Raw genomic sequence first — 26,029 nt, 5'->3', positions numbered from 1 at the left:
AGATATTAGGATTCAACATGACTCATCCAATCATTTCAGATCTAAACACTCGCTACACAGCTAAAAAATACGATGCAGAAAAGCGCATCTCTGCGGAAGACATGGAAGTAATCAAAGAAGCACTTCGTTTGTCAGCTTCTTCTATCAACTCTCAGCCTTGGAAATTCATCATCATTGAGAGTGACGCAGCAAAACAACGCTTCCACAACACTTTCGAGAACATGTTCCAGTTTAACCAACCGCATGCGAAAGAAGCGTCACATACGATCCTGTTTGCTCACGATCCTAAGTACACTAAAGAAAAATTCGCAAAGCGTGCTGACACAGAAGTAAGCTCTGGTCACCTACCCGCTGAAATGTACGAGCAGTTCTTAGGGGCTTACGCATTCGCAGAAATGAACACAGATGAGACTGGTTTCAACGGAAACTGGACTAAGTCTCAAGTGTACATCGCGCTAGGTAACACAATGCACACACTGGCTCGTCTTGGTATTGCTTCAACACCGATGGAAGGCGTAGATGCCGCTATGATCGGTGAAGAGTTTGCTGACGAACTAGACGGTCACGTTGTTGATGTAGCGCTAGCAATCGGCTACCACAAAGACGGCGAAGACTATAACCATGGTAAACCAAAAGCACGTCTAGCTCTTGATGAAATCGTGACGACGCTTTAACGCGTTAATTAAGATGACGAATGAATCAACAGCTATAACACGTTAAACAGTTACAACGCTTAACTGCTACAACGCTTTAATTTTTAAAACGCTTTTTCGTTTTACAAAATATAGTTTCAACAGCACTTCAGACTGTTAAATTACACTGCCTTGTTTTGGCCAGACACTCGTCTGGCCTTTTTCATGTCTGTATTTCGCATCCATCCTTTCTATCTCAGCTTTAGCCATTCCAGTCGCTTTTTAGACCACCAATACCTAATCAATCCACGTGTTCTAATTCGCGAAGCGCAGGAGTTACGCTATAATCCCCTTTGTTGAAACAGGTTCCTCACCCTGCTCTTTCTGAGCAAACATCATTAACTTTCTTGTCAAACCGTTATAAATCCACAAAGTCATAAAGACCCCTAAGATTCATTTTAACCATAAAACTCAGCACGTCAAAATGACTCATTAGACAACATAAACTCCAAACAAACACATTGAAAACAGGCACTTAAAAACATGGCACAACTAGTGCAATGATGACCTTAGATATTTAAATAAGGTATTATCATTATGACTATTCACGTTAAATCAAATGTTCACTGGGTTGGCGTCCACGATTGGGAAACAGAACACTTCCATGGTAAGGAATACCACATGAACAAAGGTACCAGCTATAACTCGTACCTGATTCGTGAAGAGAAAACGGTGCTTGTTGATACCGTTGATCATCGCTTTACTGAACAATTCCTTGCAAACCTTGAGATGGAAATCGACATCAATGAGATCGACTACATCATTTGTCAGCATGCTGAAGAAGACCACTCTGGTGCCCTTTCAGCACTATTAGCCAAAATTCCAAACACACCCGTCTACTGCACAGAAGCTGGCGTTAACTCGATTGTTGGCCATCACCATCAGCCGGACTGGAACTTCCGAACCGTTAAAACAGGCGACACGCTCGATGTCGGTAACGGTAAGCAACTCATCTTTGTTGAGATGAAAATGCTGCACTGGCCAGACTCAATGGCAACATACCTCACTGGTGACGAGATTCTGTTCAGTAACGATGCGTTCGGTCAGCACTACTGTGATGAAAACCTATTCAATGATCAGCTAGACCAAGTCGAGCTGCACGATCAATGTCTGCGTTACTTCTCGAACATCCTCACACCTTTCGCGCCTTTGGTGAAAGCGAAGATAGAAGAAGTGCTCAGCTTAGGTGTACCTATCGATGTTATCGCCACCTCTCATGGCTGTATTTGGCGCGACAACGCGACGCAAATTGTTGAGCAATACTACGAGTGGTCTAAAGCCTACAAAGAAGATCGTATCACCATTGTTTACGACACCATGTCGAACAACACTCGCATGATGGCTGATGCAATCGCAAAAGGTATCCGTAAAGGCAGCCCAGAAACAGCAATCAAAGTCTTTAATATCTCTAAGCACGATAAGAATGACATCCTTGCCAATATCTTCCGTTCAAAGGGCGTACTCGTTGGCTCATCGACCATGAACAATGTGATGATGCCGCAAATCGCTGCACTACTAGAAGAGATCCACGGCTTACGTTTTGCTGGTAAAAGAGCCGCGGCATTTGGCTCTTCAGGTTGGACAGGCGGCGCAGTAAAACGTATCGACGCTCGTTTACATGAAGCTAACTTCGAAGTCAGTGCTCCGCAACACATCCATTGGAAACCAGACACAGACGCGCTTCGCCAATGTATCGATTACGGCATGACACTAGCCGAGGTTTGGCGTGTAGAAGCAGATGAAGTGAGCACACCGAAACAAGTATCACGTAATGTAACACCGCTTGAAGCCACACCAGCACCGACAAGCACCACTGAAGAACTCAAAGACACGACAGAACAGAAGCCAGAAGTCGCTCAAGATAAGCCAGTACACAGTGCAGACTGCACTTGCTGGCGTTGCACAGTGTGTGAATGGGTGTACGACCCACAATTGGGCGAACCCTACCAAGGCGTCGAACCTGGAACTCCTTGGGCGCAAGTTCCTGATGATTTCCTTTGCCCTGAATGCCATTTAGGCAAAGAAGTGTTTGTGGAGAAGTAGCATGTCGAACATTGTTATTGTGGGTGGCGGTTTCGCTGCCCTACAAACCATCAAGATGGTACGTAAGCTTGACCAAGATATCGCGATTACTATGATCACCGCCGATGCCGGGGTTGAGTACAGTAAGCCGAATCTTTCGCACGCGTTCAGTCAGGAACAAACGCCGGAAACACTGGCAGTACATAACGCTCAACAATTGGCAGAGCAGTACAACGTGGTCATCAAAACCAAAGCACTTGTGAGCGAGATAGATACTGAGCAGCAGTGTGTTCATGTTGATGGCCAATCTATCCACTATTCAAAGTTGGTATTAGCGACGGGCGCGACGCCTTTTATACCACCAGCGGAAGGGCTTAAACGCAGCGCAACCATTACGTTAAATAGTTTGGAAGAATTCGATAAACACAAAGCTCAGATCGATGGCGCTCAACGCATCACCGTGATGGGTGGAGGTTTGATTGGGGTCGAGCTCGCATTCGACCTTCAAACTGCCGGTAAAGATGTCACGATTATCGAACCCGCAAGTTATCTATTGAATAGCCTAGTGCCACCTTTCGTTTCGCTTGAATTGGAAAGGAAACTGACAAAAGCAGGGGTTACCGTCGAAACCGATTCTGCAGTGTGTCGTGCAACGTATCTCCCTGATGGAGTGAGGTTGCAAACCACGTCTTCTCGATTGATACGAACCGATATCGTGATTGCCGCAGCAGGGCTAAGACCAAACACACAGTTAGCCACACAAGCGGGAATAGAAGTAAACAAAGGGATTGTGGTCGATACCATCATGAGAACCAGTGTCGAAAATGTGTATGCGATTGGTGACTGCGCCGAAATAGAGGGGCGTGTGATGGCTTATCTTCAGCCCGCTATTTTGTCTGCAAACGTGTTGGCTAAGCAGCTGGCTATGGGTAAAGGAGAGCTCAAAGTAGGAGAAGGAAAGCTCAGCTTGCCTCACATCATCACTAAGGTGAAAACACCGAGTTACCCGATTCAACTCGCAGGGCGCGATATTCAAACCGCTCAGAGTTGGGAAACGCGATTCGATCCTAAAGGCATTGTCGCTAAGGGCTTTAATGAAGATAACCAGTTGGTTGGATTCATTGTCACGGGAGAACATACCAAAGCCGCATTCCCTCTGCTTAAAGAGCTACAGGCAAGCTCACCCGCATAAGCTCAATGACATACGCTCAATAATATACGTTGAATAAAATAAGCGGCGTTCGCTAAAACAAAAAAAGCCAGTCAATCGACTGGCTTTCTTGTATCTGCATACTTCGTTATTGGTGCGTTCGCACTATCCAATAAACGAGATGTAACCTTGTAGGATAATCAGGTTAACGATATCGATAAAGAAGGCACCAACAATTGGCACAACCATGAAGGCTTGTGGCGACGGACCGAATCGGTTCACCAAAGAACCCATGTTCATTACCGCTGTTGGGGTTGCACCTAAGCCGAAACCACAGTGACCACCCGCCATAACCGCTGCGTCGTAGTTAGAACCCATTACTTTGAACGTCACAAAGTAAGAGAAGATACCCAACACCACAGCCTGAACCGCAAGGATAACCAAGAACGGAATCGCAAGGTCAAAGATGTTCCAAAGCTTAAGGCTCATTAACGCCATGGCTAGGAACAGTGACAATGATACGGTACCAAGAATATCAACCGTTTCGCTGTCGGTTTTATGCAGCTTAGTCACTTCAAAAACGTTAGTGATGAACACACCGATAAACAACGCGTAAACGAAGTCAGGAATCATCAACCAAGAAATTTCAAAAGTCGCCACCCACTCTTCTAGGTATTTCGCCCCCGAGATACAGATAAGAAGAATGAACAATACTTCAATCACCTTCTTCGCTGTTACTTTGTCTTCTTCATACTCGTTGTAAGTAACAAGCTCAGGAAAACGCTCGTGGGTTTGTGTGCCAGTGCCGTACTCAGATTCAAGCTGGTTTTTATCAATCAACTTTTGAGCGACTGGGCTACCGATAATACCACCGATAATCAAACCAAACGTCGCTGAAGCCATCGCGATTTCTAGAGTATTGGCAATGCCAAACGTGTCTGAAAAAGTTTGAGACCAAGCTGCGCCCGTACCGTGACCACCCGAAAGCGTGATAGACCCAGCAATCAAGCCCATCAAGGGTTCAAGACCTAATGCTGTCGCTAGGGTAACCCCTACACCGTTTTGGATAATGATATAAACCGAAGCTACCCCTAAAAATAGGAATACCTTGGCACCACCCTTTATCAACTGCGTGTAGTTAGCAGCAAGGCCGACCGTTGCAAAGAACATCAACATAAACGTGTTCTGCAGGGGCAAGGAAAACTCAAGATCAAGGCCGTTAAAGTGCAGGGCTGTAATAGCAAAAGCGACAATCAAGCCGCCGACAATGGGCTCTGGAATATTGTACTTTTTGAGAACCGGAAGCTTTGCATTGACGAAATGACCTAGAAACAAAACACTAATCGCGATTAGGAAGGATTCTAGTGGTCCAATTGAAATTAATTGATTCATATAACCTCTATTTTTTTACGTTCTCATCTTCCTTAATGAGTCTAGTTTTATCTGTAATTATTTGTGGTGCTCTACCTATATTTATACAAACTGGAGAGAAATTGTAGATTCGAAAAGCGAACACATTACTGCGTTCACTTGGTGTCATGTTAGTGACACGTTAACTTTTATAGGAGATAAAAGGATTTGTGACAACAATCACCTCCAAAAAGTTGATAACGGCGCGAGTATCCTTGCCGCTGACTCTGCTTTTTTAATACCTAAAAAAGCAAAAAGGAGCTATTGCTAGCTCCTCTTTCATCACCATCACTGGTAATTAGAATTTTTTCGGTGCGTAACCCGTCATAACTTCAATGCGAAGCTCTTTACCAATCTTGGTCATCGGGTGAACAATCACGAGCCCTTTTACAGACTTCTTAAGTTTACCCATATCCGCTTGCTCAGCTTTTGTGATTTCACGCTTAAATGGCATATCAATCAGCGATTTACGCTCTTGATTCACATCAAAGCTTTCTTTGTGTTTAAGCTGTGCAATTTTCTTAGTTAGCTTCTTAATCTCGTCTTCAAATTGACGAACAACAGGACGATCATTACGAGTTTTAGCAGCCGCTAACTTGTTGCGACACTTGTCTAGACGGTTGTTAATTTGTTGAAGTTCGTTTTTAACACTCATAATAATTTCCTAAGATTAAGCAAGCCAATTCGGATTGGGGCGCGGAGTATAGCACAAGGGTTTACTTGAACCGAAATTTATCTGACAAATAGCCCTTAGAATGAAACATGATCTAAACTGACAATCAATCAATCACCACTCAAGAGCTATTCATTCTAGGAAATATGGTTCACCATGAGATGGCTATTCACCCGATTATAAGGAGATACGATGACATTATTGAAACAAACACTGACCTATAGCCTAGCCCTTGGTTCTGTGTTTGCCACGACTTATGCGTCCAGTGAAACATCCATTGATAATACGCTGCCCAGCAACCTTATTGTCGAGTATGCACCACCTCAAACTGAACAAGAAAAACAGCTCAAGCAAGAGATTGAACTCAGTGGCATCAACGACACCGTCATTGACCTCTCCAACCAACTGTTGATGTTTAACCAGCCTTTGGTGATTCAATACGGCGGTGATGAAGGCCCACTCTACGATCCGCAAACACATCACGTACTTATCCCATACAGTTTTTACGCTGAATCACTCGCTTACTTCGAGAAGAACCAATACGAAAAAGAGTACGGAAAATCGGCACAAACGGGTGCCATCGATACCTTGCTTCATACGCTGCTGCACGAAGCGGGGCACGGCTATATCGAAGATCAAAAGATCGCCATTCTCGGTAAAGAAGAAGATGCCGTCGATAACCTCGCAACAGTCTTGCTGCTCAACTACGTGGAACATGGCGGTGATGCCGCAATAAGTGCAGCCGATATGTTTGCCTTTGAGTCAGAAGACCGTCCTGAATATTACGACTTGGGGGAATACATTGATGAACACAGCTTCGATCTCCAACGCTACTTCTCAACCCTTTGCCTTGTGTACGGCAGCGACCCTGAAGCTTATATAAACTTGCTTGATGAAGTGGAAAACGACTATTTAAAAGATAGGAAAGAGTTCTGTATTGAGCACTTTGATGTGATCACTGGGAATTGGCACCAATACTTAAAAGAGAGTGATGAGGGTTAGTAGAATAGAGCGATATAAAAGGTCTCTATAACGGAATCACTCAACAATAGAATAGAATCAAGTTAGCGGCTCAAACACCTAGCTCTGAAGCCGCTATCACGCGATTTACCTAAACTTTGACTTTATACTTAAGATCTTGAGCTTCATCGCCAGTCATGCCTCGAAAGCCCCAGCAATGCGATGGCTGCTCCTTGATGGTGATCTCGATATCAATGGGAGAGATAGACAGCTGCTTTTCTATTTCAGAAAATATCTTCTTAATCAGGCGCTTTTTGGTGTTCACCGCTCGCCCTTCCATCATATTGATTTCTATGACGGTGTAAGCTTCTGTTCGCCCTTCGGGATAAAAGAAATCATCTCTTTCTAATGGTACAAACCGATGCGCTCGTTTGTCATCAGGTAACCCCATCTCACTGTTCAAACATTGTTGTAAGACATTAGAAAGCTGTAACTTAATCGGATTTAAGCACTCTTTGATACCATAAATAACGATCATGACCATTCCTTTGATGTGATGTCAGGTAAAGAAGAACTAAGAGATAAGCAACGTAAGATAAGCGTGTCACTTGTTATCTACCCATTGACTAATTCTTAACCCATATTACCTAATGACGTAAGTTAAAAAAGGTTAAACCGATTAAATTGCGAATAAACGCGACAAAAAACCATGTCTCCCTCTCTCTAACTTCCTGTTCAATACATCACCCCACATTGATCGAACTTCAACGAGCACGCGTATACATCTCTGAATTACGTACGAATCAAATTCGTACAGACCCAATCATGTATGAACTAAGGAGTGCTATGTGCCGAATTCAGCTGAGAAGATCACACGGATAGAAACCGAATCAGAAACACCCGTAGAGACTTCTCAAGAGCTTGCGGTGTTTCCTCTCCCGTTATTCATTTTGCCAAGGGGCAGACAAAGACTGCGTATTTTCGAACCCAAGTATTTGAAAATGGTCGCTCATGCTGCGCAGGGAGACGGCTTCATCATTGCGACTCAGGACAACACCAACTCCGAACGTCTGAGTTCTTGGGGGACAAAAGTGTCTATTGTCGATTTCAATATGTCCGATGACCAAATTCTGGAAATCGATGTTGAAGGCGAACAGTTGGTGCAGCTTCACTCGTCCTTCCGCGACACTGATGACCTGATCAAAAGTGATTTCCGCCCACTGCCGCACTGGCCACAACACAGCTATAAAGTGCCGAACGTGGTTACCGCGTTTCTTGTCGAGTTGTTTCGAGAACATGATTCGATCAGAACACTCTACCCGTCTCCTGACTTTGAAAGCCCTCAATGGATCTGTGCTCGACTCCTCGAAATGATGCCTATCCCATTGGAAAAGAAAACCAAATTCACAGAACCCGCTAGTTTTCCTTCGTTAGTTCCCTTTTTGAATCAAATCATTACAGGGCAATAAGCACTTTTATTCACTATAATTTTGTATAGTAGAAATTAATTTAAAATAAAGTGATCCCCACCTTCACTCTCCACGTAGTGCCTATCAAATTCGCATGATGGTTAATTACTATGCAAGTGGAAAGCAGAAGAACAGGGAACGGCAAGGAGCATGTCATTATCCCCGACAACAAACTACCTACTGAAAGTAAGGTACCTACAGAGCTCTCAAGCTGGCTGATTTTGGTTGGTTCAGACAGAGACAAGCAAGCATTTACGTGTTTGTTTAAGTTCTTTGCTCCCAAAATTAAGCGTTTTGGCATCAGCAAGTTGGGTGGTGAAGCCGCTGCCAACGAACTAGTCCAAGACACGATGACCAACGTTTGGAAGAAAGCGCATCTCTATAATGAAGAGAAAGGCGCAGCGACCACTTGGGTTTATACCGTTATGCGAAACGCCGCCTTTGATATGTTAAGAAAGGTAAAAGCGAAAGCAGAGCAAACCATCGCTGACGACATTTGGCCAATTGACGCCATGGTAGCCGAGTCACAAAGTGATCAGCTTCAGTTTGGCGATCATCTAATGAGCCGTCATGTAATGACTCAAATTGAAAAGTTGCCTCTCGCTCAAAAAACCATTGTGAAAGGTGTCTACTTCCAAGAGTTATCGCAAGAGCAGCTCGCCCAACAACTCGATGTCCCGCTTGGAACTGTTAAATCACGTCTAAGACTCGCACTCGCCAAACTAAAAGTTCACATGGGGGAACAAGACCATGATTAAACATCACCCAAATGCGGCAATCTTGAAAGATTTTGTCGATGGCAACCTAGCGGATTCGGTTTCACTGATTGTTTCTAGCCATGTAGAGCTTTGCGAACACTGTCAAAAACAAGTAAGCATGTTGACAGCGCAAGCCGCTGACACAGTCTTTGAAAGCGATACATCTGCCTTTGAAAATGACACAGCAGGGCTAAAACTGTCTGACAGCGAAATGGATGCGTTCCTAACTGACGATGGGGAGTTCGATTTTGATGCTATTGACCAGATCACAGCTGATTTGTCACAGGCAGTCGAAGTTGTTGTTGAAGCGCAACAAGAGACGGTGTCTAACACAACCTTCACGATTCCTCGCGCACTCAATTCAGTCGCAAGAAAAGACTGGTTGAACTTGGGCAAGATTTCTCGCGCACGTCTCGATTTTGATGACGAATCACACCACACCAGCTTGCTGCATATAGATAAGGATGGACAGGTGCCTTGTCACACTCACAAAGGCTTCGAGATCACGCTTCTTTTAGAAGGCAGCTTCGAAGACGAAATGGGTGTCTACAACAAAGGCGATTTCATCTGGTTAGATGGAGAACACACCCACCAACCTGCGACGAAAGAAGGCTGTGTGTGTTTAACCGTTTCAAGTGATGCCTTGTATTTCACTAAAGGGGTGAGCCAATTGTTCAACCCACTGGGTAAATATATTTATTAGTTTTAAAAGATTTACCGGATACGTCACAAGACTCATAGAGTTGGCTAGTAAGAAAAGTAAAAACCGAACTAAAGTAATGTTTAATAAGCAACAAAGCACACAACATAAGAATAACAACGAGCAATGAGCGTAAGGAATTGACCAATGGATAAAAAAATAAAAATAGGCATTAGTGCATGTGTCGCCGGTCATAAAGTTCGGTTCGATACTGGCCATAAGCGTTCTCGTTTTTGCACAGACGATCTGGCAGACTACGTAGAGCTTGAGCCAGTTTGCCCAGAGATGGGCGTTGGACTTCCAACACCTCGTCCTACGATCCGTCAAACAAGAATGTTAGACGACATTATTCATGTTTCTCGACCTGATGGTTCTGGCGATGTCACCGATGAACTGATCGAGTTTGGGCAAAACTATTCAAAGAATAACCAACACATCGCAGGGTTCATTGTGTGTCAGAAAAGCCCAACCTGTGGCATGGAGCGAGTAAAGGTTTATCACCACCACGGTCGTGGTTCTGAGTCGACAGGCGTTGGCTTGTTCACTCAGCAAGTAATGCAAGGCAATCCCCTCCTTCCAGTAGAAGAGAATGGTCGCCTCAACGATCCAATTCTGCGTGAAAACTTTATGACTCGTGTTTTCACATATCAAAAGTGGCTCGATCTTGTTGATGAAGGTGTAACCAAACATAAGCTGATTCAATTCCACAGCGCTCACAAATATCTAGTGATGTGCCACCACATTGAAGGCTACAAGAGCCTAGGCAAACTTTTAGCGAGTAACGATTTAGAGATCGATGAACTAGCTGAAAAGTACATCGAAGGTCTGATGACGGCGCTAATGCACCATGCAAATCGCGGCAGTCATGCCAACACTCTGCATCACTTGCAAGGTTACTTTAAGAAACAACTGAGCAGCGCTCACAAACAAGAGCTCACCAATCAGATTTCATCATTCAGAGAAGGGCTAGTTCCTCTGTTAGTTCCACTAACGCTGATCAACCACTATCTAATGGAATACCCAAACGAGTACCTAGAATCACAAGTTTATCTAAACCCGCACCCACAAGAACTTAAGCTGAGATACGGATATTGAGCGACATTCTATGGATAAGACGAGACCTGAGGATTCACGATAACCCAGCGCTCGTCTCTGCAGTTGAAAACGGCGTCTCTATCGCCGTTTTTATTTCAACCCCGCAGCAATGGCAGCAACATCACCTGGCACCGATAAAGGCGGACTTCATTTATCGCCACCTGAAACAGTTCGAATCACAACTCGCTGAATTCGGTATCACTCTGCTGCACCTCAAAGCCACAGACTTTAACGATCAAGCCACTCAACTCATCAACTTGTGCAAACAGGTCGATGCGACATATGTGTATGCCAATTCAGAGCCTGAAGTGGATGAGCAGTTAAGAGACAAACGCTTAATCGCTACTGGTATAAAGCTGAAAATAACCGACTGCGATACGATTCTGCCATTAGGTAGTGTGCTGAATAAACAAGGTGAGATGTTCAAGGTTTTCACACCTTTCAAAAACGCATGGTTAAAAGAAGTGCAAGCGAAAGGCATCATTTGCAGCCACGCCCCAGTGCATTCAACAGGATCAGCGCAAGCAGGTTCATCTGAAACGGATTCGCTTCAGAATCCATCACAACTGAAACAATCGTTAAGTGGTTTTTCTGGCGAGTACGATTTCGACTTTCCGCGTACCGATTCAGAGCGTTGGCCACTAAGCCAAGACGTCCTTGAGAGCGTGATCCCCAATTTCTTAGCCAATAAAGTTAATAACTATTCTCGCCTTAGAGATATTCCATCGGTAAAAGGCACGTCTGGCCTTTCCCCTTACTTAACCATTGGCGCTGTGAGCCCACGATGGTTAGCGATTCAATTGATTCAACAACAGCCGGACTTGTTATTTGATACTCAGTTGCCAGCCTTTTCTTGGCTTAATGAATTGATTTGGCGAGATTTTTATAAGCATTTGATGTTCCACCATCCTAAACTGGTTAAAGGCGCGAACTTTCAGCAGAAATACAACGGCTTAGATTGGTACCACGACAACCCGAGCTTTAAAGCGTGGTGCGAAGGAAAAACAGGCTACCCATTAGTTGATGCAGCGATGCGTCAATTGGTTGAGACAGGCTGGATGCACAACAGGCTCAGAATGGTGGTGGCAAGCTTCCTAACCAAACACCTACTGATTGACTGGCGTTGGGGCGAGCGATTCTTTATGTCGCACCTTATCGATGGTGATTTCAGCGCCAATAATGGCGGTTGGCAATGGGCTTCCAGTACTGGCTGTGATGCTCAACCTTACTTTCGAATTTTCAATCCGATCACCCAGAGTGAAAAGTTTGATCCGAAAGGAATTTTTATTCGTAAGTACATTCCAGAGCTGCAAAATATTCCTGATAAGCATGTGCATTTTCCACATGATTACATTGCAAAAAACGGAATTAACAGCGAATACTGGCAACCCATCGTTGAACACAAAGAAGCACGATTGAGAGCCTTAGCCTTTTTCAAATAATTAGAGTGAATATTATGGATAACTCTCTATGGCTTGATAACTTTCTCAACATGTATCGAGAACTCGGAACCGACAATTTCGACGTGCTAAAGACGGTTTATCACCCTGATATCGAATTCCAAGACCCACTGCATCATGTCAGTGGGATTGTCGCGTTAACTCATTACTTCGAGAACCTCTACACACAAGTGACTAGCTGTTACTTCCACATCGAACACACCTTTGAAGTGAAAGATGAAGCATCCGTTTATTGGACAATGCAATTCGCTCATAAACAACTCAACGGGCAAAAGCCGATCGAAGTTCAAGGGCATAGTCATATTAAAATGTTGGACAACCAAGTGGTTTATCATCGCGATTATCTTGATGTGGGTTCGATGCTGTACGAGCACATCCCAGTACTAGGTTGTGCGATCAAATCCATCAAAAAAAGAGCGAGCCGATAATGCGTATTATGATCACAGGCGCGACCTCAGGTATCGGCCAGTCACTTGCTATAGATTATGCTCAACAAGGGCATCAGGTGATTGCTTGCGGCCGTAATCAAGGCAAGCTGCAAGCCTTAGTTGATTCTCACGAGACAGACTTATCGCACTCGTCAATTGACCCACTCTGTTTTGATTTGACCGATTACCATAATTTCCCAGCACTCGACCAAGATAAACCGCTCGACCTACTGATCTTGAACGCGGGTGATTGTGAGTACATAGATGATCCTGTCAATTTCGACGCAGAGTTGTTCGAGCGCGTCATCAACATCAATCTCATTTCAATCGGCTATGCCCTTAAAGCTTGGCTAAAAAACATCAAGCCCGGCGGCCGCTTGGTTTTAGTCAGCTCCAGCGCCAGTTTTTTGCCCTTACCTAGAGCAGAAGCTTATGGCGCCTCGAAAGCAGCCCTCACCTATTTAGGCAGAACACTGTCGGTTGATCTGGCCGAGCACAATATTCATGTCTCAATCGTGCACCCAGGCTTTGTTGAAACGCCATTAACCGAGCGAAACTCCTTCGCTATGCCTATGATTATTAGTAGTGAGGCCGCAACTCAGCGAATCGTAAATGGTATTGCTCAAGGAAAGAGTGAAATCGATTTCCCAAGACGATTCATCATGTTGATGAAGCTACTAAGAATGCTTCCAACTCCAGTTTGGCAAAAACTCGCTTCAAGGATGGTATAACAATGAAAAAAATCGCCATTATAGGTTCAGGCATCTCTGGACTGACTTGCGCACATGTATTAGATAAACACCACGACGTTACGGTATTCGAAAAAAATGACTACGTCGGGGGTCACACCGCCACGGTTGATATTGAACATCAAGGCACGGCGTTTTCAATCGATACGGGCTTCATCGTTTTCAATGACAGAACCTACCCAAATTTTAATCAACTGCTCGAACAATTGGGTGTCGAAAGGCAACCCACTGAGATGAGTTTTAGTGTCCATAACACGACGACTAAGTTTGAATACAATGGCCACAGCATTAATTCGTTGTTTGCTCAGCGAAGTAATATTTTCAAACCTCAATTTTGGTCTTTAGTGTCTGACATTCTCAAGTTCAACAAACTGTGTAAGGCTCAATTTGAAAGTAACGAGTTCACACCGGATGTTACCTTGGGCAATTTCCTACGTGAAAACCAGTTTTCCGACTTTTTCAGCCAGCATTACATCCTACCGATGGGTGCCGCTATTTGGTCGACTAGCTTAGAAGAGATGGAAGAATTTGAGCTTAAATTCTTCATTCAATTCTTCTACAACCACGGCCTGCTCGACATCGCGAACCGTCCACAATGGTATGTAATTCCTAAAGGGTCGCGCTCTTACGTTGAAATTATTCTTTCACACTTAAATAAACCCGTAGCGTTAAATACATCAATTAAACAAGTGACTCGCCAAGAAACGGGCATCACGATTGAATTTGAAGATGGCAGCACACAAAACTTCGACGAAGTTATATTTGCCTGTCATTCAGACCAAGCACTACGTTTACTCGGCGATGCGACAGAGCAAGAGCAACAAGTTCTTGGTGAAATTCCGTACAGTCGTAATGAAGTGGTTTTGCACACGGATACCCGATTGTTACCAGACAGAAAGCTTGCATGGGCAAGTTGGAACTACATGTTGGATGGCGACAGTAAACGACCTGCCTGTGTGACTTACAACATGAACATTCTGCAAGGGATCGAAAGCCAACACACCTTCTGTGTGACCTTGAATCAAAGCGAAGCCATTGACCCAAACAAAATTATTAGAAGCTTTGTCTATCACCACCCCGTTCTAAACTCGAACACGGTCGAAGCTCAGCACAAGCGCGAACAGATCTGTGGCAAAAACCAGACTCACTTCGCCGGCGCGTACTGGTACAACGGGTTCCATGAAGATGGCGTCCACAGTGCACTCGACGTGACCAAACGCTTCGGTTTAGATTTGAGTACGAGTTCAGCGCTATGAACAGTCAAACCCTGACATCCGAAATGGAGATCGCATCCGAAAAGAGTGAAGAACTCAGCGGTATCTATTGGGGCAACGTCAGACACCGCCGCTTTGGCGACATCACTCATGAGTTCAGCTATCAGCTGTATATGATGGGGTTAGATCTCGATGAACTGCCCCAAACCACAGCGCGTAGTGCGCTGTTCGGAACTCGATGGTACAACCCGATTCGCTTTGTCGAATCGGATTATCTCGCTGAAAAAGAAGAAAATGTCACCAATGGTGAACCTAAATCACTTAAGCAACGTATAGCTTCCAAAGTACAACAACTCGGTGGTGTTTGGTCTGAATCAAATCGAGTGACGATGCTGGCTCAGTGCCGTTGTTTAGGAATTTATTTCAGCCCAATCAACTGTTTTTTCTGTTACGACGAAACTGGAGATTGTCGCTATATGTTGGCAGAAGTGAGTAACACGCCATGGCGCCAACGACATTACTACCTGATCGACATGCATCAAGAGTTGAAGGTTAAAAAAGAGTTTCACGTTTCGCCATTTATGGATTTAAACATGACCTACTTTTGGAAGATTCAACCACCAACGAAGCGAACACTCGTCCACATCGAAAGCCGCCGAGAAGAAAAGCTTTTTGATGCGACGCTAGCACTGACAAAGCAGTCAGTATCAAAGACAAACATTAGAAAAACGGTACTCAAAATCCCTGCAATGACCATCAAAGTCGTAATGGGTATTTATTATCAGGCTCTCAAATTATTTCTCAAAAAAGTACCGTTTGTGACGCACCCAGACTCAGCATCTTAAGCGTCTGCAGTATGACTAAATAGAAGACTTCGGTTAGCTAAACCAGACGAGCAACAGATAACCTTAGTTGGCTAAATATTAAAATGAATTCTCAGCGAGGTTTACATGGAACAGCTTGCAAAACAAAACAACAATATTGAACAACAAGCTAAAGCCGTTGCTGTTTCGAGCAACTGTAAATATCGGGCTTTAATATTCAAAGTGCTTGAGCGTCTACAATTCGCGACGCTTGAGATTATTGAGCGCGACCAGCATTCGGTGTTCGGCGATCGAGAAGCCGACTTGAAAGGTCGAATCGTGATTCACGATGCAACCTTTTTTAGAGATGTCGTGATTGACGGCAGTATTGGCGCATCTGAGGCCTACATTGATGGAAAATGGACAAGCCCAGATCTCACCAAAGTGATTCAAATCATGGCTCGAAATCAATCTCAACTCGACGAGCTTGACGATAAAACGCAATGGATTTCTCGCATCAAAAATCTATTGCTGCGTCGTAAGAATGCTAACACCGAGCAAGGCTCTAAACGTAATATCCTTGCGCACTACGATATTGGCAATGAGTTGTACGAGCGCTTCCTAGACAGCTCGATGCAATACTCTTCCGCTATCTATAGCGAAGAAGCAGAAACCCTACCCAAAGCTCAGCAAAACAAAATGAAAACCATCTGTGAGCGATTAGAGTTGTCAGAGAACGATAACGTGGTCGAGATAGGCACGGGCTGGGGTGGCTTAGCTATATTCATGGCGCAACACTACGGATGCCATGTCACCACAACCACAATCTCAGATGCCCAACACGCGCTTGCAGAACAGAGAGTCAAAGCGCTTGGCTTAACCGACAAAATCACCCTGCTTAAAGAAGATTATCGCAATCTCAATGGTGAGTATGACAAGTTGGTTTCTATCGAGATGATTGAGGCGGTCGGACATGAATATCTACAGACCTTCTTTGAGAAATGTTCTTCACTGTTGAAACCATCAGGCAAAATGCTGATTCAAGCAATCACCATCGCCGACAGTCGTTATGACAAATACCGTAAAGGCGTCGATTTTATTCAAAAATACATCTTTCCTGGCGGCTGTTTACCTTCAGTTTCAGTGATGACCCAACATCTCGCGACTAGCACAGATCTTGTTGTCCAAGAAATTGATGACATAGGCTTGCACTACGCTCGAACACTCAACGACTGGAATGTCGCCTTTGAAAACAGTTGGGAAGAGCTCGAATCATTAGGCTATTCAGAAGAGTTTAAGCGCTTATGGATCTTCTACTTCTGCTACTGTGAAGGTGCATTCAAAGAGCGCGTAATCAGTACTCATCACTTAGTTGCTAGAAAACCTCGTTACTTTGGAGCAAAAGATGAAACGGTTTTGGATTATTAATCTCGTTCTGTTTCAAGCGACCTGGGTTTGCAGCGCATTCTTTACCGCGCAAGCCCCGTTCGTGGCGCCACTGATTGTGGCCGTTCACTTCCTTCTCTCCCCTACTCGCAGTAGCGACCTTAAAATACTCGCTTTATTACCATTAGGGTTATTACTTGATAGCCTTCTACTTCACTTCGGCGTGTTTGCAGTAGATTCTGAAATTACCAATCAATCGTGGTTCCCAATATGGCTTGTTTGCCTGTGGATCATGTTCTTAATCAGCTTTAACCACAGCCTAAATTGGCTTTTAAAATGCTCAAAAGTGATCTTGTTTGTCATAGGGTTCGTAGCAGGTACTAGTAGTTATTGGGGAGGCATCAAAGCAGGTGCCCTTCTGACTACTTGGCCAGACGCATCGGTGTTAGCTGCCCTTGCAATAAGTTGGGGGATTTTGTTGCCCTTACTGGTGGCCGCTTACTCCAACTTAGTACAACCCAAAATGGCAACAACGAGGTGACTTATGGCTTTTCCACGCAAACCTACGCAAGCGTTCAAATCTGAGAGCGATGTAAGTCGCGTTCGCACTCAAACAAGCGAGCAATCAAGAAACCGACTATTGAGCTTAGTCACCTTAACCCTCATTTGTGCAGCGCTCCTATTTACCGGAAATGCCAAAGCGTCTGCCGTCGATGATTTAAATAAGCGCGGCGAAGGAGAAATGAGTTACCTGTTTTGGACTCTCTATTCAGCCGAATTCTACACCACACCTTCAAACTCTGAACGAGCATTAAAGATTGAATACTTTCGTTCGATTGATAGTAAAGATCTGGTAGACGCAACCAAAGATCAGTGGAGCAAACTTGGTTATTCTAAAAATAACATTCAGCGCTGGTTGAAACCCTTGTACGCGATGTGGCCCAACGTTGAAGAAGGAAGCACGCTCACCATCCGTGTCGCTGAAGACAACATAAGCCGTTTTTATTTTGATGAACAACCTATCGGCACTATCCAAGACAAGCAATTTGGCGAAGCTTTCTTAGCGATTTGGCTGTCTGAGAACACGTCTGAACCCGTTCTACGCAAGCAACTTTTAGGTCTGAATAAATGAACCCAAAAACAAAAATAATCAAATTCGCATTGGCCATTTTGTCACTCACTTGGTTAGCGGGCTGTGGCTCTGCCAGTTTAGAGAACCACGCAGACACGACCCCAGAGCTAAAGCTTGAAACCTTTTTTAATGGTGAACTCAAGGCCTATGGAATGGTACTCGATCGCTCGGGTGATTTACTGCGCCGCTTCGACGTTAAGCTTGTCGCGACTTGGGAGGGGAACAACGGAGAGATTAAAGAGTGGTTCTCCTTTGCCGATGGAGAGCGTTCAACCCGCGTTTGGAACCTCATCAAAACCGGAGACAACACCTACACCGGCACCGCCAATGATGTGATTGGTACGGCTTATGGTGAAACTCAAGGCTCGGCTTTGTATTGGAAATACGATTTAGAAATTGAAGTAGACGGTAGCACCTATGAAGTGGTGCTTGATGATTGGATGTTCTTAATGGACGAAAAACGTTTATTCAACAAAACCGAGATGTCTAAGTTCGGCTTTAAAGTTGGTGAAGTGATTTTGTATATCGAGAAGATTTAATTTAACTGTCATTTCTGATTCTCAGTTTCATCAACGATAACCTTTATCCTAAAAGACAATCTCAGCCCTTTATATAATCTCAGCCCGCAAACAATTTCAGCCAACAATAGAACCTCAGCCTACAACGCAATCTCAGCCCACAACAGAAAATTGTGGGTTGTTCTGTTTAATCCCTCGAATAGCATACCTGTATGCTCAAGCCTTTGTGCTAAGATGCGCCACCAGCATACAAATGGGCTAAACTCAGTTGAGCGAACGTGATACACAGTTCCACCAATTATGAGCACTTCCCCATTGGTTTCGCTAAGTGTAGATTCCCTACCATGAATAATTGAAAAGGCTTTAAAGCATGAGCAAGTTGACCTCAGCGGAGCGTAAAGCTCGCGACAATGAACGTTTCTCACAACGTGTAAACGACCGCAGAGAAAAAGGCGAAGACGTAGTTGCTTACGCACTGACCAACAAGAAAGCTGTAAAATTCCTGACTAAGTCGGAAAAGAAACGCTTCAATGAAGCGAAAGTCATTCGCCAAGAAGAACAGCGTGTGAAAGATCAAGAAGAGCTCAACAGAATCGAAGACTCATTCACGACCAAACAGTTCGACGAAGAGTAATCTGATTTCGAAAGCGCTGGCCCTGTGCCGGCGTTTTTACTTTTTAGCTCTCCTTCTTTTTTCCTTCCCTGCTTACATCACCTTTCTCACACCTCAATTCTATCGATCAATCTTAATCATGAGCCTCAGCATCTTGGTCTTAGATCTCAGAAAATAGGGATTCAAAGCCTTACTATCTCAATTCAATTCAACATTTCCGAGTTCCCATGATTTTAATCACCGGATCAAGCAGCGGTTTAGGCGCAGCTTTAGCCAAGCAATATGCGAACACATCGAACAGCAATCAACGCCTAATGATCACAGGCCGCAGCTCACAGCGTTTAGCTGAATTAGCCAAAAGCCTACCAGCAGATACCGTTAGCCAAGCCTGTGATTTGTGTGACCCACGCTCTGTGAGCGAACTGCTTAATGCCTTACCAGAAACACCAAAGCTGGTGATTCACAGCGCAGGCAGTGGGTACTTCGGTAAAATTGAGCAACAAGATCCCACAGCAATTAGCGATATGCTGAAAAACAACATCGAGTCCTCGATATTTCTGATTCGCGAGCTTGTTCAGCGTTACAAGGATCAACCTGTCACCATTGCTGTCGTGATGTCGACCGCGGCTCAAGGCGCTAAGGCAGAAGAGTCGACTTACTGCGCAGCAAAATGGGCCGTTAAGGGCTTTATCGAATCGGTAAGGTTGGAGTTAAAAGGTCACCCAATGAAAATCGTTGCGGTTTACCCCGGCGGGATGGCAACTGAATTTTGGGGAACAAGCGGTAAAGCGATGGACACCTCAAGCTTTATGACAGCGACAGAGGCGGCTCAAATGCTGCAACAAGCGTTAACCAGCACTGAGCATGGATATGTGTCAGATATCACGATAAACCGCGGTTAACGGCTAATGAGAGCTGCGAACAAGTAAACAGAGCTATTCAGCTTAAACAGAACTATTCAGCTAATTATTTGTGAGGGTGAGCACGAAAGTGTGCGACAATGCTCGGCGTAAATTCATATTCAAGGTTTATTATGAAACTTCTAGTTCGTAACCTATCGCGCTCTACTGCTGAGCAAGACATCCGTGTTCTATTTTCTGAGTTTGGCTCAGTAAAAGAGTGCAGCCTAGTTTTAGACCAAGAGACTGGCGAATCTAAAGGCTTTGCTTTTGTTGAAATGCCAGAGCACGAAGAAGCTAAAGCAGCACTAAACAAGCTAAACCTGTCAAAGCTTGGCAAAAACACGATTCGTGTAAAAGTCGCTAACTCTTAATAAGAGCTCGCGCTATACAAGAACAGGCAATTGAACTGCCTCGTGATCTAGCTTCACAGTAAGCACAGATGATAAAGCCCGTAACGATATTCGGCTAAAAAAGCATAATATCGTTACGGGCTTTTTGCTGCTCGCGCTTTTTTTACAACACTTTTCACAGCGTTTCACAACACAATCTATTCACTTATAGCTTGCGCTTACAACCCTTCATGCTCATCAATAGCATGCCTTGCTTCAGCCATTGAACACCCCGATTCCATCACTAATTGGGCGACAGTCATAGAGGGGTTAGCCGCCAATAGTGACGCCAAGCAAACCACAGGTTTAGGCAGCACTTTGTCGATTGCGATTGCTATCCAATCGTCTTTCTCATGGGTTAACATGGTTTTAAATTCAACGAGCTGATGTTCTTGAGCCACCAATAACCAATTACGCGAACGTCGAACTCGCTTCAACTGGCATCCACAATATGCAGCATTGGCCATCACTTGGCTTTTATCACTCACACGATGTACAAAACTATTCAGTGGAACGCTAAACATAACTCTCTGCCAACCAATATCTACCCATCATTTAAACGCTCTCTAACTACCACTCAGCAACTCAAAATTCTCTATCAATAACTCAATAAAATCATGCTTAGGATTACACAGACACAAAAAAACCGCCAGTCATGCGCTAAGCAGACTCGCGGCTTTACATTGTTATATCCGTTCTTCAGCCAGAGCCTAAGCTTAAGCTTAAATCAATCAGCAGCAGCTTTTTGAAGTACCGTTATCGCAACAGTTAGAATTTCCCTTATTTCCTCGCTCAAAACCGTCAATAGCGTCGGCCAAAGCCGTAAACGATTTCTCAATATTGTCGCGTGAAGTAGCAATGTTCATTCGCATAAAATTAGGACTTTCAGCACCAAACCAACCGCCTGGGGTTAGCCCCATCTTCGCCTGTTCAAACACCACATGTTTTAGCTCTTCTTCCGAAAAGCCTAAGCCTGAGAAATCAAACCACACTTGGTAAGTCCCTTGTGGCTGAAAGACTTTCAACTGAGGAATACGTTGCTCAGCAAATTGAGTGATCCACTTAACCGTGTCTTGCAAATACACCAACATGCCATCTAACCACGCTTCGCCCTTTTCAAAGGCCGCCACGGTTGCAAACGTGCTGAATGCATTCCCGTGATCAAGATACATCGCCGCGACATTGGTTTTGAACGCTTCAAATAGTTCATCATTGTTCGTGTACACATAACCGTTTGAGATGCTGTGCATACCGAAGGTTTTTGCCGGAGAACCAATCAAGGCAATGATCTTGTCGTAGTCAAAACTGGTCAAGCTCGTAAAAGCGTGACCTTCAAAGATAATGTCTGAATGGACTTCATCACTGATGATCAGTACATCGTGGCGCTTGGCGATCTCGACAACCTGTTCGATTTCTTGCTGCGTCCACACTCGGCCTGTTGGGTTGTGTGGATTACAGAAAATCATCGTTTTCACTTTTTGCTCGATGATCTGTTGCTCCATACCTGCGAAATCAATCTGGTAGCCGTTTTCATCATTAATAAGCGGGCTTTTCACCACTTGGCGATCCGCTTTGTTTACCAAATTAGCAAACTGGTGGTAAGCCGGCGTATGGATAAGCACGCCATCGCCTTCATTGGTAAATTGACGCAATAACAACGCGATACCAGACAGCACACCCGGTACCTGCACAAATTTATCAGCAGAAAGAGTCAAACCATGACGTTTTGAATACCATTGAGAAAGCGCTTCAAATACAGCCTGCTCATGAAACTCATAAGAGTACACACCGCGCTCAACCAAACGGTTCAACTCTTTAGTGATAGGTTCTGCTACTTGAAAATCCATATCGGCAACCCAGTATGGGAATACATCTGTGGTGTTATAAATGTTCTGTAGCATTTGCGGTTTGCTTTTGATAAACGCATTTTCACCGTAATTAGATGCACTGTTAAACGCTGTCATGGAGGTTTCCTCAAATAGTGTATTCGGTCTTTTTGCAATCAACTGAATTGCATGAATACCCTTAAGACGACGACAAAATCAAAAAGACGAAGCTTTGCAAAAAATAATGTGCAAAAATTGAAATCAATCTCGCATCTCTACTCTGATCTCAGTCTTGACTGAGTTAGCGATAAAGCAATTGTTGTGTGCTAAGTGATGTAACTTATCAAGCTGCGCACTGCTTGGAACCTTGCTGCCTACAAATTCAATCCTAGGTCTTAGTGTCACTACAGTAACCGATGAGCGGCCTGATTCATCTTCCTCAAGTACACCAACCGCATCATCCACATAAGAGTCGATCACGTACTTCTGCTTAGCCGCAATGCCCAAAAAAGTCAGCATATGACAGCTAGAGAGCGCAGCAATAAAGGCCTCTTCTGGGTCAACATTCGCTTCTACCGAAAACGGGAGTGGCACCACATGAGGAGAAGATGAAGCTGGCACAGTAACTCCGCCATCAAATTCCCACGTATGACCGCGGCTGTATTGATTATCACTAAAGGCTTCATCTTCCGCTTTTTGCCAACGAATGAGCGCACCATATTCAGACATAATTAATTCCTTTTATATTGTGTAACGACTTAGCGGTCAGCAGGATGATTAACACCATCGTTGGTCACCACATCACCAATATCAAAAGGGTTTACCCCTTCCAAACAGCCAATATTAAAGCCATATTCATTCGGGCTAGAACGGCGTTGATGATGGGTATAGATACCGCAGTTCGAGCAGAAGTAATGCTTCGCGGTATTGGTATTAAACTGATAAAGCTTAAGATGCTCAGCACCTTTCAGGATCTTAATCCCATCTAACGCCACAGAGCCAACTATCGCGCCTTTACGACGACAGATAGAACAATCGCAACGACGTGGCTTTTCTATCCCGTTAGGTAGGCTGAGCTCTAATTCCACCGCACCGCAGTGACAGCTTGCCTTGTGAAAAGGTTGGATAATCGTATTGCCGACTACTTTCATTTTTCTCTCCAATCACGTCCTTGTATTCGAACTATTTTAACGAGAACCATTTACGTTGTCCGTAATGAAGCTTTAGATTTAGCACTTTCAGAACAATCAACTGATCGACAAAGTCATCAACAATTCTCCGTATTTCAACGACATCGCCCTACATTAATAATCGTTAATCTAAGCACAATCCGCCCTTAATCCTTGTGCAAGTAAGCTTCCAGTATTAATCGAAATATAGAGAGAATGAACAGTGAATATACTCGGATACTTACAAAAAATAGGTAAAGCACTGATGGTGCCGATCGCGGTGCTACCAGCCGGTGGTTTAATGCTGGGATTAGGTTATGCCATTGACCCAACAGGCTGGGGAGCCAACAGCCCGTTGGCAACCATTTTGGTTTATGGCGGTAAAGGCATCATGGATAACCAAGCGTGGTTATTTGCCGTTGGTGTCGCTTATGGTTTAGCGAAAGATAATAACGGTGCCGCAGCACTCTCCGGCCTATTGGGTCTGTTGATCATTGAGATGATTGTCGGTGATGTGAATGTTATTTCGCAAATTACAGGCGTGCCTGTTGCTGACATGGGTGCACCTGAGCTTATCGCATCGAAAGCAGCTGTCAGTGCGTTTACTGGTATCGTGATGGGTATAGTTGCAGCCTCACTTTATAACCGCTTCCACACCATTAAGCTGCCCGCCGTTCTTGGTTTCTTTGGTGGTAAACGATTCGTTCCGATAGTGACGTCAATCGCCGCTATCGGTATTAGTTTGGTCATGGTTTATGTGTGGCCTGTTGTTTATGGTGCACTTGTTAACTTTGGTATCGCAATTTCTGAAATGGGTGCGGTGGGAGCTGGGCTTTATGGCTTCTTTAACCGACTTCTAATTCCTGTCGGTTTGCACCATGCTTTAAACCAAGTATTCATCTTTGATTTAGTCGGTATTAACGATATTTCGAAGTTCTGGTCAGGTACGGGTGAGCTCGGCGTGACGGGTATCTATCAAGGTGGTTTCTTCCCAGTAATGGGCTATGGATTACCTGCCGCTTGTTTAGCGATGTACCACTGTGCAAAACCAGAAAACAAAAAGAAAGTTGGCGGTATTCTAGGTGCTTCAGCACTAACCGCTATCTTAACGGGCGTAACAGAACCTATTGAGTTCGCCTTCATGTTTGTGGCACCGGTGCTTTACGTTATTCATGCGTTCTTGGCCGCTATCTCACTTTACCTTGCAGCAAGCATGCAGTGGATCGCAGGCTTCACCTTCAGTGGTGGTTTGATTGATTTCGTGTTGTCTTACAACCTACCACTCGCCGTTAAACCATACATGCTTGTACTCCAAGGTTTATGTTTTGCTGCGATTTACTACTCAATTTTCCGATTCGCTATCCTAAAATTCGATTTAAAAACACCAGGCCGCGAAGATGCTGAAATCGCAGAAGTAAACCAAGCGTCATCGAATGAAAAAGCCGCTCAATACTTAAAAGCGCTTGGTGGTCATGCCAACCTAACCAGTATCGATTCATGCATCACACGATTACGCCTAACACTTGAAGACATCAGCCTTGTTGAAGAAGCGACACTGAAAGCGATTGGCGCAATGGGCGTTGTTAAGATTGGTTCAAACAACCTACAGGTGATTATCGGGACAGAAGCAGAAGAAATTGCGCACGCAATGAAGCAGATTCCAGAAAGCCAAGATCTAATATCAGTCCCACTTCCGGGTTAAACCCTGCATCGCTAAAGCACTGCACACGTTATTGTGCACATTAATACACTCAGGCCAAAGCATTCGCTTTGGCCTTTTTTGTAGGCGGTAATGTGTGCTTGCACGGTTGCTCACTTAAAATTTAGGATGATCATACACTATGTGCATAGCATTCAGTTGGTTATAAGCAATAATCTTGATATGTTAGGCGGATAGATTCGTGCTTGCGCGATATTAAAATGTTAAATTACAAGGATGGTTTTGTGGAAATCAAGGAAGTAAATTCGATCTCAGGTCTAGTTGACCAATTATATCTACTGTTAACCGATTGCATTAATAGCGGAGCGTCTGTCGGTTTCTTAACTCCAGTTGATGAAAACGAAGTGAAATCATATTGGTCGTCCGTTGAATCAGATCTTGAGTCGGGTGTGAGAAAGGTGTTTCTTGCGTATGACGGTGAAAGTGTAATTGGTGCTGTTCAACTATCGCTATGTTCAAAGCCTAATGGTTCGCATCGAGGTGAAGTTGAAAAATTAATGGTTCATACGGATGCGCGAGGAAAAGGTATTAGTAAAAAGCTAATGTCACTGATGGAAGATGTAGCAACTGAAATAGGGTTGTCGTTACTTGTACTCGATACACGTTTAGGTGATGTCGCTTCTTCGTTATATCGAACCATTGGCTATACCGAAGCAGGTCAAATTCCTCAGTTTGCACGAAGCTCTACAGGTGAGCTAGAAGGTACAGTTTACTTCTTCAAAACATTGTAATTTAATCGGGTAGCCGAGGGTGTCTAACCCTCAGCCCCCACACCACCCTGCATGCGGCTC

29 protein-coding genes are annotated in these 26,029 nt (G+C 44.3%); 22 read left to right on the top strand and 7 right to left on the bottom strand.

The window, feature by feature from the left end; translation table 11 throughout:
• Positions 1–17 precede the first annotated feature (17 nt).
• The 3 genes from ED652_RS17325 to norW all read left to right on the top strand — a co-directional run bounded on the left by ED652_RS17325 (position 18) and on the right by norW (position 3,906).
• Entirely contained in the window at positions 18–674 is a 657-nt protein-coding gene (locus ED652_RS17325; RefSeq protein WP_009846099.1) for an NAD(P)H-dependent oxidoreductase, read from the top strand.
• Between the two features lie 555 nt (positions 675–1,229).
• Positions 1,230–2,735, top strand: a complete 1,506-nt coding sequence (norV, locus tag ED652_RS17320) for an anaerobic nitric oxide reductase flavorubredoxin (RefSeq protein ID WP_102312233.1) — start codon at positions 1,230–1,232, stop codon at positions 2,733–2,735.
• A 1-nt stretch (position 2,736) separates the two neighbouring features.
• On the top strand, positions 2,737–3,906 hold the full coding sequence (gene norW / locus ED652_RS17315) for an NADH:flavorubredoxin reductase NorW (protein ID WP_122055608.1): 1,170 nt from the start codon (positions 2,737–2,739) through the stop codon (positions 3,904–3,906).
• A gap of 123 nt (positions 3,907–4,029) precedes the next feature.
• On the opposite strand, the gene gltS is transcribed toward norW, so the two are convergent.
• Both gltS and ED652_RS17305 read right to left on the bottom strand, forming a co-directional pair.
• Positions 4,030–5,256 carry a sodium/glutamate symporter gene (gene gltS / locus ED652_RS17310; protein ID WP_004732723.1) on the bottom strand — a complete coding sequence of 409 codons (1,227 nt, stop codon included), beginning with the start codon at positions 5,254–5,256 and terminating at the stop codon, positions 4,030–4,032.
• A 316-nt stretch (positions 5,257–5,572) separates the two neighbouring features.
• On the bottom strand, positions 5,573–5,929 hold the full coding sequence (locus ED652_RS17305) for a YibL family ribosome-associated protein (RefSeq protein WP_122055607.1): 357 nt from the start codon (positions 5,927–5,929) through the stop codon (positions 5,573–5,575).
• Between the two features lie 210 nt (positions 5,930–6,139).
• Between ED652_RS17305 and ED652_RS17300 the strand changes: the two genes are divergently transcribed.
• Positions 6,140–6,949: a DUF4344 domain-containing metallopeptidase gene (locus ED652_RS17300; protein ID WP_122055606.1), complete on the top strand. Its 810-nt coding sequence runs from the start codon at positions 6,140–6,142 to the stop codon at positions 6,947–6,949.
• A 109-nt stretch (positions 6,950–7,058) separates the two neighbouring features.
• Here ED652_RS17300 and ED652_RS17295 read toward each other — a convergent pair whose 3' ends face one another.
• Positions 7,059–7,445, bottom strand: coding sequence for a tautomerase family protein (locus ED652_RS17295; RefSeq protein ID WP_009846092.1), 387 nt, complete (start codon positions 7,443–7,445; stop codon positions 7,059–7,061).
• A 310-nt stretch (positions 7,446–7,755) separates the two neighbouring features.
• Between ED652_RS17295 and ED652_RS17290 the strand changes: the two genes are divergently transcribed.
• From ED652_RS17290 to ED652_RS17215, 16 genes are all read left to right on the top strand, one after another.
• Positions 7,756–8,376, top strand: coding sequence for an LON peptidase substrate-binding domain-containing protein (locus tag ED652_RS17290; protein WP_065105089.1), 621 nt, complete (start codon positions 7,756–7,758; stop codon positions 8,374–8,376).
• A 110-nt stretch (positions 8,377–8,486) separates the two neighbouring features.
• The gene (locus ED652_RS17285; protein WP_009846090.1) at positions 8,487–9,134 is read left to right on the top strand and encodes a sigma-70 family RNA polymerase sigma factor; all 648 of its coding nucleotides are present in this window, start codon (positions 8,487–8,489) and stop codon (positions 9,132–9,134) included.
• Positions 9,127–9,837 carry a ChrR family anti-sigma-E factor gene (locus ED652_RS17280; RefSeq protein WP_122055605.1) on the top strand — a complete coding sequence of 237 codons (711 nt, stop codon included), beginning with the start codon at positions 9,127–9,129 and terminating at the stop codon, positions 9,835–9,837. Before ED652_RS17285 ends, ED652_RS17280 begins: the two co-directional genes overlap by 8 nt.
• A gap of 144 nt (positions 9,838–9,981) precedes the next feature.
• Positions 9,982–10,929: a DUF523 and DUF1722 domain-containing protein gene (locus tag ED652_RS17275; protein ID WP_009846088.1), complete on the top strand. Its 948-nt coding sequence runs from the start codon at positions 9,982–9,984 to the stop codon at positions 10,927–10,929.
• A complete protein-coding gene (gene phrB, locus ED652_RS17270; RefSeq protein WP_122055604.1) occupies positions 10,926–12,371 on the top strand; it encodes a deoxyribodipyrimidine photo-lyase in 1,446 nt (481 codons plus the stop codon). The genes ED652_RS17275 and phrB overlap by 4 nt, the downstream gene beginning before the upstream one ends.
• Before the next feature lie 14 nt (positions 12,372–12,385).
• On the top strand, positions 12,386–12,817 hold the full coding sequence (locus ED652_RS17265; protein ID WP_017085002.1) for a nuclear transport factor 2 family protein: 432 nt from the start codon (positions 12,386–12,388) through the stop codon (positions 12,815–12,817).
• Positions 12,817–13,548: an SDR family NAD(P)-dependent oxidoreductase gene (locus tag ED652_RS17260; protein ID WP_122055603.1), complete on the top strand. Its 732-nt coding sequence runs from the start codon at positions 12,817–12,819 to the stop codon at positions 13,546–13,548. The genes ED652_RS17265 and ED652_RS17260 overlap by 1 nt, the downstream gene beginning before the upstream one ends.
• A gap of 2 nt (positions 13,549–13,550) precedes the next feature.
• The gene (locus ED652_RS17255; RefSeq protein WP_122055602.1) at positions 13,551–14,822 is read left to right on the top strand and encodes an NAD(P)/FAD-dependent oxidoreductase; all 1,272 of its coding nucleotides are present in this window, start codon (positions 13,551–13,553) and stop codon (positions 14,820–14,822) included.
• Entirely contained in the window at positions 14,819–15,625 is an 807-nt protein-coding gene (locus tag ED652_RS17250) for a DUF1365 domain-containing protein (RefSeq protein ID WP_122055601.1), read from the top strand. Before ED652_RS17255 ends, ED652_RS17250 begins: the two co-directional genes overlap by 4 nt.
• Positions 15,626–15,730: 105 nt before the next feature.
• Positions 15,731–17,011 (top strand): cyclopropane-fatty-acyl-phospholipid synthase family protein, encoded by a 1,281-nt coding sequence (locus tag ED652_RS17245; protein WP_122055600.1) that lies wholly within the window; start codon positions 15,731–15,733, stop codon positions 17,009–17,011.
• Positions 16,989–17,510 (top strand): DUF2878 domain-containing protein, encoded by a 522-nt coding sequence (locus tag ED652_RS17240; protein ID WP_122055599.1) that lies wholly within the window; start codon positions 16,989–16,991, stop codon positions 17,508–17,510. The genes ED652_RS17245 and ED652_RS17240 overlap by 23 nt, the downstream gene beginning before the upstream one ends.
• 3 nt (positions 17,511–17,513) lie before the next feature.
• The gene (locus ED652_RS17235) at positions 17,514–18,101 is read left to right on the top strand and encodes a chalcone isomerase family protein (protein ID WP_122055598.1); all 588 of its coding nucleotides are present in this window, start codon (positions 17,514–17,516) and stop codon (positions 18,099–18,101) included.
• Positions 18,098–18,640, top strand: coding sequence for a DUF3833 domain-containing protein (locus ED652_RS17230; RefSeq protein ID WP_122055597.1), 543 nt, complete (start codon positions 18,098–18,100; stop codon positions 18,638–18,640). Before ED652_RS17235 ends, ED652_RS17230 begins: the two co-directional genes overlap by 4 nt.
• A gap of 349 nt (positions 18,641–18,989) precedes the next feature.
• On the top strand, positions 18,990–19,253 hold the full coding sequence (locus tag ED652_RS17225) for a hypothetical protein (protein ID WP_004732701.1): 264 nt from the start codon (positions 18,990–18,992) through the stop codon (positions 19,251–19,253).
• 206 nt (positions 19,254–19,459) lie between these two features.
• Entirely contained in the window at positions 19,460–20,134 is a 675-nt protein-coding gene (locus tag ED652_RS17220) for an SDR family NAD(P)-dependent oxidoreductase (protein ID WP_122055596.1), read from the top strand.
• A gap of 131 nt (positions 20,135–20,265) precedes the next feature.
• Positions 20,266–20,505, top strand: a complete 240-nt coding sequence (locus ED652_RS17215) for an RNA-binding protein (RefSeq protein ID WP_004732698.1) — start codon at positions 20,266–20,268, stop codon at positions 20,503–20,505.
• A gap of 197 nt (positions 20,506–20,702) precedes the next feature.
• On the opposite strand, the gene ED652_RS17210 is transcribed toward ED652_RS17215, so the two are convergent.
• From ED652_RS17210 to ED652_RS17195, 4 genes are all read right to left on the bottom strand, one after another.
• Positions 20,703–21,047 carry a ribosome recycling factor family protein gene (locus ED652_RS17210; protein ID WP_122055595.1) on the bottom strand — a complete coding sequence of 115 codons (345 nt, stop codon included), beginning with the start codon at positions 21,045–21,047 and terminating at the stop codon, positions 20,703–20,705.
• A gap of 207 nt (positions 21,048–21,254) precedes the next feature.
• Positions 21,255–22,487 (bottom strand): MalY/PatB family protein, encoded by a 1,233-nt coding sequence (locus ED652_RS17205; protein ID WP_122055594.1) that lies wholly within the window; start codon positions 22,485–22,487, stop codon positions 21,255–21,257.
• Positions 22,488–22,610: 123 nt separating this feature from the next.
• Complete coding sequence (locus ED652_RS17200) at positions 22,611–23,078, bottom strand: OsmC family protein (protein WP_122055593.1); 468 nt, start codon at positions 23,076–23,078, stop codon at positions 22,611–22,613.
• Positions 23,079–23,107: 29 nt separating this feature from the next.
• Complete coding sequence (locus ED652_RS17195) at positions 23,108–23,500, bottom strand: GFA family protein (protein WP_076674689.1); 393 nt, start codon at positions 23,498–23,500, stop codon at positions 23,108–23,110.
• A gap of 241 nt (positions 23,501–23,741) precedes the next feature.
• Between ED652_RS17195 and nagE the strand changes: the two genes are divergently transcribed.
• Together nagE and ED652_RS17185 are read left to right on the top strand one after the other, a co-directional pair.
• Positions 23,742–25,220, top strand: coding sequence for an N-acetylglucosamine-specific PTS transporter subunit IIBC (nagE, locus tag ED652_RS17190; RefSeq protein WP_122055592.1), 1,479 nt, complete (start codon positions 23,742–23,744; stop codon positions 25,218–25,220).
• 242 nt (positions 25,221–25,462) lie between these two features.
• Positions 25,463–25,969: a GNAT family N-acetyltransferase gene (locus ED652_RS17185; protein WP_122055591.1), complete on the top strand. Its 507-nt coding sequence runs from the start codon at positions 25,463–25,465 to the stop codon at positions 25,967–25,969.
• Positions 25,970–26,029: the final 60 nt, after the last annotated feature.

Source organism: Vibrio sp. Evd11 (assembly GCF_900382755.1).
In the GTDB taxonomy this organism is placed as follows: domain Bacteria; phylum Pseudomonadota; class Gammaproteobacteria; order Enterobacterales; family Vibrionaceae; genus Vibrio; species Vibrio lentus.
Note: the sequence above shows the minus strand (reverse complement) of the source record. Positions and strands in the feature narration are given on the sequence as shown.

Bases quoted from the DNA above. Each gene is read 5' to 3' on its own strand.
- ED652_RS17305 (WP_122055607.1), bottom strand. From the start codon at position 5,929: ATGAGTGTTAAAAACGAACTTCAACAAATTAACAACCGTCTAGACAAG.
- ED652_RS17230 (WP_122055597.1), top strand. From the start codon at position 18,098: ATGAACCCAAAAACAAAAATAATCAAATTCGCATTGGCCATTTTGTCA.
- ED652_RS17195 (WP_076674689.1), bottom strand. From the start codon at position 23,500: ATGAAAGTAGTCGGCAATACGATTATCCAACCTTTTCACAAGGCAAGC.
- ED652_RS17250 (WP_122055601.1), top strand. From the start codon at position 14,819: ATGAACAGTCAAACCCTGACATCCGAAATGGAGATCGCATCCGAAAAG.
- ED652_RS17220 (WP_122055596.1), top strand. From the start codon at position 19,460: ATGATTTTAATCACCGGATCAAGCAGCGGTTTAGGCGCAGCTTTAGCC.
- ED652_RS17210 (WP_122055595.1), bottom strand. From the start codon at position 21,047: ATGTTTAGCGTTCCACTGAATAGTTTTGTACATCGTGTGAGTGATAAA.
- ED652_RS17280 (WP_122055605.1), top strand. From the start codon at position 9,127: ATGATTAAACATCACCCAAATGCGGCAATCTTGAAAGATTTTGTCGAT.
- ED652_RS17245 (WP_122055600.1), top strand. From the start codon at position 15,731: ATGGAACAGCTTGCAAAACAAAACAACAATATTGAACAACAAGCTAAA.
- ED652_RS17205 (WP_122055594.1), bottom strand. From the start codon at position 22,487: ATGACAGCGTTTAACAGTGCATCTAATTACGGTGAAAATGCGTTTATC.
- ED652_RS17295 (WP_009846092.1), bottom strand. From the start codon at position 7,445: ATGATCGTTATTTATGGTATCAAAGAGTGCTTAAATCCGATTAAGTTA.
- gltS (WP_004732723.1), bottom strand. From the start codon at position 5,256: ATGAATCAATTAATTTCAATTGGACCACTAGAATCCTTCCTAATCGCG.
- ED652_RS17235 (WP_122055598.1), top strand. From the start codon at position 17,514: ATGGCTTTTCCACGCAAACCTACGCAAGCGTTCAAATCTGAGAGCGAT.
- ED652_RS17215 (WP_004732698.1), top strand. From the start codon at position 20,266: ATGAAACTTCTAGTTCGTAACCTATCGCGCTCTACTGCTGAGCAAGAC.
- ED652_RS17255 (WP_122055602.1), top strand. From the start codon at position 13,551: ATGAAAAAAATCGCCATTATAGGTTCAGGCATCTCTGGACTGACTTGC.
- norW (WP_122055608.1), top strand. From the start codon at position 2,737: ATGTCGAACATTGTTATTGTGGGTGGCGGTTTCGCTGCCCTACAAACC.
- ED652_RS17200 (WP_122055593.1), bottom strand. From the start codon at position 23,078: ATGTCTGAATATGGTGCGCTCATTCGTTGGCAAAAAGCGGAAGATGAA.
- ED652_RS17260 (WP_122055603.1), top strand. From the start codon at position 12,817: ATGCGTATTATGATCACAGGCGCGACCTCAGGTATCGGCCAGTCACTT.
- ED652_RS17240 (WP_122055599.1), top strand. From the start codon at position 16,989: ATGAAACGGTTTTGGATTATTAATCTCGTTCTGTTTCAAGCGACCTGG.
- ED652_RS17265 (WP_017085002.1), top strand. From the start codon at position 12,386: ATGGATAACTCTCTATGGCTTGATAACTTTCTCAACATGTATCGAGAA.
- ED652_RS17225 (WP_004732701.1), top strand. From the start codon at position 18,990: ATGAGCAAGTTGACCTCAGCGGAGCGTAAAGCTCGCGACAATGAACGT.
- ED652_RS17300 (WP_122055606.1), top strand. From the start codon at position 6,140: ATGACATTATTGAAACAAACACTGACCTATAGCCTAGCCCTTGGTTCT.
- ED652_RS17275 (WP_009846088.1), top strand. From the start codon at position 9,982: ATGGATAAAAAAATAAAAATAGGCATTAGTGCATGTGTCGCCGGTCAT.
- ED652_RS17285 (WP_009846090.1), top strand. From the start codon at position 8,487: ATGCAAGTGGAAAGCAGAAGAACAGGGAACGGCAAGGAGCATGTCATT.
- norV (WP_102312233.1), top strand. From the start codon at position 1,230: ATGACTATTCACGTTAAATCAAATGTTCACTGGGTTGGCGTCCACGAT.
- ED652_RS17325 (WP_009846099.1), top strand. From the start codon at position 18: ATGACTCATCCAATCATTTCAGATCTAAACACTCGCTACACAGCTAAA.